Annotated in this window: 7 protein-coding genes; 3 read left to right on the top strand and 4 right to left on the bottom strand. The window is 64.3% G+C overall.

Features of this window, described 5'->3' with window-relative positions:
- A partial coding sequence (locus QZY06_RS16485; protein WP_295686152.1) for an SUMF1/EgtB/PvdO family nonheme iron enzyme occupies positions 1 to 403 on the top strand: 403 nt, incomplete at its 5' end.
- A 1-nt stretch (position 404) separates the two neighbouring features.
- Here QZY06_RS16485 and QZY06_RS16480 read toward each other — a convergent pair.
- The 3 genes from QZY06_RS16480 to QZY06_RS16470 form a co-directional block, all read right to left on the bottom strand.
- Complete coding sequence (locus QZY06_RS16480; protein ID WP_295686151.1) at positions 405 to 1,655, bottom strand: adenylate/guanylate cyclase domain-containing protein; 1,251 nt, start codon at positions 1,653 to 1,655, stop codon at positions 405 to 407.
- Positions 1,656 to 1,902: 247 nt separating this feature from the next.
- A complete protein-coding gene (speD, locus tag QZY06_RS16475) occupies positions 1,903 to 2,697 on the bottom strand; it encodes an adenosylmethionine decarboxylase (RefSeq protein WP_295686150.1) in 795 nt (264 codons plus the stop codon).
- A gap of 152 nt (positions 2,698 to 2,849) precedes the next feature.
- A complete protein-coding gene (locus QZY06_RS16470) occupies positions 2,850 to 3,269 on the bottom strand; it encodes an OsmC family protein (protein ID WP_295686149.1) in 420 nt (139 codons plus the stop codon).
- Positions 3,270 to 3,383: 114 nt separating this feature from the next.
- Here QZY06_RS16470 and crp point away from each other — a divergent pair, with 114 nt between their 5' ends.
- Positions 3,384 to 4,025 (top strand): cAMP-activated global transcriptional regulator CRP, encoded by a 642-nt coding sequence (gene crp / locus QZY06_RS16465; RefSeq protein WP_295686148.1) that lies wholly within the window; start codon positions 3,384 to 3,386, stop codon positions 4,023 to 4,025.
- Between the two features lie 16 nt (positions 4,026 to 4,041).
- Here the strand turns inward: crp and QZY06_RS16460 are convergent, their stop codons facing one another.
- Positions 4,042 to 4,815, bottom strand: a complete 774-nt coding sequence (locus QZY06_RS16460; RefSeq protein WP_295686147.1) for a class I SAM-dependent methyltransferase — start codon at positions 4,813 to 4,815, stop codon at positions 4,042 to 4,044.
- Positions 4,816 to 4,962: 147 nt separating this feature from the next.
- Here QZY06_RS16460 and QZY06_RS16455 point away from each other — a divergent pair, with 147 nt between their 5' ends.
- A complete protein-coding gene (locus QZY06_RS16455) occupies positions 4,963 to 6,738 on the top strand; it encodes a patatin-like phospholipase family protein (protein WP_295686146.1) in 1,776 nt (591 codons plus the stop codon).
- Positions 6,739 to 6,835 lie beyond the last annotated feature (97 nt).

Genomic DNA, 6,835 nt, shown 5'->3' with positions numbered 1-6,835 from the left:
CAGCCACTACACGCTGGCCGGGCGCCAGCCGCGCGCGGCAGCGGCGCCGGGCTGCCACGTCAGCTATTACGAGGCCGATGCCTTTGCCCGCTGGGCCGAGGCGAGACTGCCGACCGAAGCCGAATGGGAAATTGCCGCGCAGTCTGTCGATAGTGCTGTGCTCGCGCACATGACCGGTGAACGCTGGCAATGGACGCACAGCGCCTATCTGCCGTATCCCGGTTTTCGGCCGGCGACCGGCGCCGTCGGCGAATACAACGGCAAGTTCATGATCAACCAGATGGTGCTGCGCGGCGGTTCCTGCGCAACGCCGCCAGGGCATCTGCGCACCAGCTATCGCAATTTCTTCCCGGCGGCGACGCGCTGGCAGTTCAGCGGCATCCGTCTGGCGCGCAGCTGCTGACTCAGGCCGCGCGGGCTTCTGCTTCGCTGACCAGGAAATGGCTGGGGACCAGTCCCTTGCCCTTCAATTCCAGATGGCCGCGGCGCTCGAACACGAAGTGGCCGCCCAGCCGCTGACGGAACGCTTCGGTGACGTGAATCCGGCTGACCGCGCCGCTGGTTTCCATGCGGCTGGCGGTGTTCACCGTGTCGCCCCAGAGGTCGTAGGCGAATTTCTTCTGCGCGATCACGCCACTGATTGCCGGGCCGGCGTCGATGCCGATGCGCAGGTTCAGCGGCATGCCGGATTCGCGGCTCAGGGCGTCGCAGGTGGTGAGCATCGCCAGCGCCATGCGGGCCACTCTTTCAGCGTGGTCCGGCACGGCGTCCGGCACGCCGGCTGCCGCCATGTAGGCATCGCCGACGGTCTTGATCTTCTCGACGCCGTGCATGTCGGCGATCTCGTCGAAGGCCTTGAACAGGGTTTCGAGCAGCTGGATCAACTGGCTTGGCGGCAGTGTCGCGGCCAGCTGCGTGAAGCCGACGACATCGGCGAACAGCACCGAGACGTCGTCATGGAACTCGACGACGTGATTTTCGCCGCGCTTCAGGCGGTCGGCGATGGCGTCCGGCAGGATATTGCGCAACAACTCGTCGGCGCGGCTGCGTTCTTCGGTCAGCGTCTTGCGCAGCACGAAGCTGCGGACCGTAGCGCGGTACCAGACCTCGTCTGCCACCATCGCGCAGGCCGTGATGCAGAAAGCATTGACGCCGACCGCATACGACACCAGCGGATTCGGATTGATCAGCGCGAGGCCGGTGATCAGGATTCCGAAGCTGATCGGGTAGGCGATCAGTTTCAGGCGGCTGGGGGTGACGATCATCCCGGCGATCACCAGCAGGACCAGTGCGTAGATCGATACATCGATCGCCAGCGTCTGGCTCAGCAGCGCGTGCCAGATGCAGAACAGCAGCGCGAGCGGAATCGCGATCGCGGTCATCTGGCGCGCGGTGTCGGGTGCCAGGTTGTTGCCGAGTCGGTGCGCCGTGATCAGCCAGGTGCCCAGCATGACGATGTTGACCAGCCGCCAGACCACCAGATCGCCGTACATCCGGTACTGCTCGAACAGGCCGTGCCGATAGAGCGGCAGATCGTAGGTGACGAGGGCCACCAGATTCAGCAAGGTGGCCGCCCAGAACAGCTTGCGGATGTTGGAAACCGCCGTTCTATTGCAGTCTTCAGCGAACTCGGCCTGCCACTCGGGGCGGATCACCGGCATTTCCGGTCGGCGCCCGAGGAGAACTGCAGCAATCGATCCGAACAAGGTTTTCACGTCAGGTTTCGGGAGTGCAATGACAGGTTCGGCAGCGGTTTCGCGAATAGGGGGATTGCCCTCGCATTCTTACCAGTTTGCTGCGCTTCCCGCAGCATTCGGAGTGTCTTGACCCTGGCGCGTGCCCTTCGAGGATCGGGGGGCAACAAAAAAGCCCGCCATCGGCGGGCTTAGAACGGCGCGACCTTCAGCGCTGAATGTTGCGTCCGTAGAAGATTTCCATGATCTCGTGATCAACCCGCTCGCGAATGCGCTTGGCTTCACGCGGTGGCAGTTCCGACGAACCTTCGCCGAACAGGTAGGTATCGAGATTGAGCTGCTTCAGGCGCATCTTGGTGTGGAAGATGTTCTCCTGATAGACGTTGACGTCGACCATGTCGTACTTGTCCTTCACTTCGCGTGACAGGAAGTTCTGGATCGAATCGATCGTGTGGTCGATGTAGTGCTTCATGCCGCGCACGTTGCGGGTGAAGCCGCGGACGCGGTAATCCATCACCACGATGTCGCTTTCGAAGCTCTTGATCAGGTAGTTCAAGGCCTTCAGCGGTGAAATCTTGCCGCAGGTCGAGACATCGATATCGGCGCGGAACGTCGAGATACCAGCATCCGGATGATTCTCCGGATAGGTGTGGACGGTGATGTGGCTCTTGTCGAGATGGCTCACCACCGAGTTCTTGCTCGGGCTCGGATCCGGCATGCCGTCGAGGTGGCCTTCGGAGATCAGCATCGTCACCGAGGCGCCCTGCGGATCGTAATCCTGGCGTGCCACGTTGAGGATGTTGGCGCCGATGATGTGCGCCACCTCGGTCAGGATCGCAGTCAAACGCTCGGCGTTGTAGGCCTCGTCGATGTACTCGATGTATTCCTGCTGCTGCTGCTGATTACGCGCATAGCAGATGTCGTAGATGTTGAAGCTCAGGCTCTTCGTCAGGTTGTTGAACCCAAGCAGCTTGAGCTTCGGATTGTTCGTGGGCTTTGCCAACGCGCCTCTCCCAGTAGGGGCAAACAGAAAACCATGGCCCCGCGCGAAACCGCGAAGGGCCGACATTATCCATCAAATTTCCCGGCGAATTTCCTCAGGTCTCATGACCGGGGAATGACAGCCCCGCGCGGCGAGCCCGACGAGGCTCCGAATCAGGCGCCGTCGCGGATCTCGTAGCCGTGGGTGATCTCGGCAGCCTTGGCCAGCATGATCGACGCCGAGCAGTACTTTTCGGCCGACAACTGCACCGCCCGCTTGACGTGGTTGTCCGACAGGCCAACGCCCGAGACGATGAAATGCAGGTGGATCTTGGTGAACACCTTGGGATCGGTTTCGGCGCGTTCGCCGTCCACTTTCACTTCGCAGCCACTGACTGGCTGGCGTGCTTTTTTCAGAATCTGCACGATGTCGACCGCCGAGCAGGAGCCCACCGACATCAGCATCAGCTCCATCGGCCGCACGCCGAGATTGCGCCCGCCGATCTCGGCCGGACCATCGACGACGATGGCGTGACCGCTGCCGCTTTCGGCGATGAAAACGGCGTTCTCGTGCCACTGAACCCTTGCTTGCATTGGCTTTTCCGGCCCTTTAATGGAGCCCCGATGGAGCTGTGATATTTTCGCCCGGGGAGTTTACGCCGCGAGGAATCCGACCGGCGAAACAGATGGCAAACAGGGGAAAGTCGCGTGCTCGAAAAACCAGCCGTTCAGGCCTATATCAATACCGCGCACAAACGCAGCTACCCGCCCAAGCACACCATCGTCCATGCCGGCGCCAATCCGCAATCGCTGTTCCTGATCCTCACCGGGTCGGTCAGCGTGCTGGTCGAGGATGAGGACGGCCGCGAGATGGTGCTGGCCTATCTGAATGCCGGCGATTTCTTTGGCGAGATGGGTTTGTTCCAGGATCAGCAGGTGCGCACCGCCGTGGTCCGCACCCGCACCGCGACACTGCTGGCCGAAGTCAGCTACACCGCGTTCCGCGCCTTCGTGCGCGAACAGCCGGACATCATGTTCGAGCTGGCCGGCCAGCTCGCTGCGCGCCTGCGGGATACCAGCGGCCGTCTGCGCGATCTGACCTTCGTCGATGTCGCCGGCCGACTGGCCCGAACCCTGATGGATCTGGCCACGCAGCCCGATGCCAAGGTTCATTCACGAGGCGTCCTGGTCAAGATCAGCCGCCAGGAGATTGCCCGCATCGTCGGCTGCTCGCGGGAAATGGCCGGCCGCGTGCTGAAGAAGCTCGAGGAAGATGGTGTGGTGCAGTCGCAGGGCCGCAGCATCATCGTGCTGTCCACCGGCCGTCTGGCGAAGCAGAAGACGGCTTGAACCCGCGAACCGAGCTTCAAGCCATCGTCGCGAGATAGGCCCGGCAGTCGTACTCGAAGGCAACCGCGTTGCGCTGCTGATGAGCGTCGAAGATCGTTCTCAGCTCGGTCAGCAATGGCTCGCGCGCCGCGTCGCCGGTCTTCGGCGTATAGGACGATGACAGCAGCCGGCCCTTGAGCCCGTCGAAATCGAACTGCTGGACATAGTCGAAGTGCGCTTCGCGAACCTTCGCGTCGCCGAAGAATTCACCGATCTCGCCGATCGACGCCTGATGCGGCTGGCCGGCAGCGTAATCCGGGCAGCGACGCATCAGCAGGTCCTCGTAAGCGATCGCGAAGGCGCCGTCGAGGCGGCGTACGTTCCAGATCAGTGCCGCCGCGCCGCCCGGTGCCAGCACCCGCTGCGCTTCGGCCCGAGCCTTGAGCGGCACGAACCAGTGGAAGGCTTGCGCTGCGGTCAGCAGGCGCACCGATGCAGCCTGAAGCCCGGTCGCTTCCGCGGTGCCGGCAACGCTGTTGAAACCGGCGAACGATGCCAGTTCGACTTCCGCCGCTGCGCGCATTGCCGCATTCGGCTCGACGGCTTTCACCTGCAGGCCGGCGGCCAGCAGATCTCGGCTCAGCAGGCCGGTGCCGGAACCGATGTCGGCGACTGCATCACCGGGCACAAGACCGGCTTCATCGAGCAGCCAGCGGGTCAGCGCCGGCGGGTAGCCCGGCCGGTAGCGGCGATAGTCATCGACCCGGTCGCCGAAGCGTTCGGTCGGGCGGTAGCGGTCGGGATCGTGCATGCGGAATGTCCTGTGGAAAGCAGGCCGCCAGCTTAGCCGGCAGCAGGTCTGCAGCAGCGATCGAAAGGTCGTTGGAATGCCGCTGTGATCCGCCTTTTTGCAGGCTGCGGCGGTAGGCTTGTGACGGGCATTCCGAATCGAGGTTTCATGGACGCTGCAGCCATTCTGTCCCAGTGCAGCCTGTTCTCCAGCCTCGATGCCCGCGGGCTCGCCGAGCTCGCCGCGCTGTGCAGCGAAGTGCAGGTTGCCGGAGGTGATTCCCTGTTCGCGGCCGGCGCCCCGGCCGATTGTCTGTACATCGTCGTCACCGGACGCCTGCGCGCATTCCGGCCCGATGGTTCGGTGGCTGGCGACATCCTGCGCCTGGAGCCGATCGGCGAGATCAGTGTGATGGCCGACGAACCGCGCAGTGGCGAGGTCTATGCGCTGCGCGACAGCCTGCTGCTGCGCATCGGTCGCGAGGCGCTGCTGGACTTCATCGTTCGCTATCCCGCGACGGTGCTGGAAATCACCCGGGTGCTGATTCACCGGATGCGCCAGAACCTGCGCCCGGCGGCGATGGCCCGTCTGCCGTCGCGGCCGGCACTGGCGATCGTGCCGGCGACGCCCGGAGTGCCGATCGCTGCGTTCGTCGAACGGCTGGAACGCGCCTTTCGCCGCCAGGGTGAGATCCCCGAACGGCTCGATGCCGTGCGCATCGACAGCGAGCTGGGTGCCGGCGCTTCCGAACTGCCGGTGACTGATAGCCTCGGCAATTCACGGCTGATCGACTGGCTGGCGCAGCATGAAGCGAGCGGGCGGCGCCTGCTGTACTGCGCGGATCCCGCGCGCCGGGCCTGGAGCGAGCGCTGCCTGCGCCAGGCCGACCGGGTACTGATCGTTGCCGACGAATACGCGCGGCCGATCGACAGCCGCGTGCCGGCGATGCTCCGGCGCCTGCATCTGCGCACCCCGATCGAACTGGTGATGCTGCGCGAGGGCTACGCACCCGCGGCCAACTTGCGCGACTGGACGTCGAACTGTGCGCTGGACAGCCACCACCATGTGCATCCCACGGTCGATGCCGATCACGATCGCCTTGCGCGCCTGCTCAGCGGTCGGGCGCTGGGCCTGGTGCTCGGCGGCGGCGGTGCGCGCGGTTTCGCGCACATCGGGCTGATCCGGGCGCTGGAAGAACTCGGACGCCCGGTCGATCTCGTCGGGGGTACCAGCATGGGCGCCTTCTTCGGTGGGCTGCTGGCCTGTGGTGCCGATAGCCGCGAGCTACGCAGGGTCGCCAGTGAAACCTTCGTGCAGCAGAACTTCCTGAACGATTTCGTGATTCCCCGCGTGTCGCTGATCCGCGGCCGGCGCTTCGGCACGCGGCTGCGCACGATCTTCGGCGAGCAGATGATCGAAGACCTGCCGCTGCCCTATTTCTGCGTCAGCACCAATCTGACGCGCGGTACGGCCGTGGTGCATCGCCAGGGGCCTCTTTCGCTGTGGATCGGCACCAGCATGGCGGTGCCCGGGGTCGCGCCGCCGGTGGTCTGGAACGGCGATCTGCTGGTCGACGGCGCGATCGCCAACAGCCTGCCGACCGACATCATGCAGGCCGAGGGCCGTGGGCCGATCATCGCCTCCGATGTATCAACTGAAGGTGGGCTGAGTGCCCCTGGCATCGAAGGGCCGGATCCCGAAGCCCTGTTGCGCCGTAACCGCGTCGGCCCGCCGCTGACCCTGGCTGACATCCTGTTCCGCAGCGCCACCTTGGCCAGTGAAAGCGGCATCAAGGCACGCGCGGCTTGTGCCGATCTCTATCTGCGCATGCCGGTGTCGGGCATCGGCCTGTTCGACTGGAAGCGGCTCGACGAGATCATCGATCGCGGCTACCGGCAGGCCGTGAAATCGCTGGAAGCCTTCCTCGCCAGCGACGGCGACTGAAGCTGTGCCGGAAACCGCCTTCATTTCCTGGCGGGATTGCAGCGGACAAAGAAAAACGGCGCCGGACTTTCGTCCGGCGCCGCTGATTCAGCTTGCT

It is taken from the genome of uncultured Nevskia sp. (genome assembly GCF_903885465.1).
Classification (GTDB): Bacteria; Pseudomonadota; Gammaproteobacteria; order Nevskiales; family Nevskiaceae; genus Nevskia.
This window is presented reverse-complemented; position numbering and strand designations above follow the sequence as displayed.

Excerpts from the sequence above, each read along its gene's own strand:
- QZY06_RS16470 (WP_295686149.1), bottom strand. The coding sequence starts at position 3,269 with ATGCAAGCAAGGGTTCAGTGGCACGAGAACGCCGTTTTCATCGCCGAA.
- QZY06_RS16460 (WP_295686147.1), bottom strand. The coding sequence starts at position 4,815 with ATGCACGATCCCGACCGCTACCGCCCGACCGAACGCTTCGGCGACCGG.
- QZY06_RS16455 (WP_295686146.1), top strand. The coding sequence starts at position 4,963 with ATGGACGCTGCAGCCATTCTGTCCCAGTGCAGCCTGTTCTCCAGCCTC.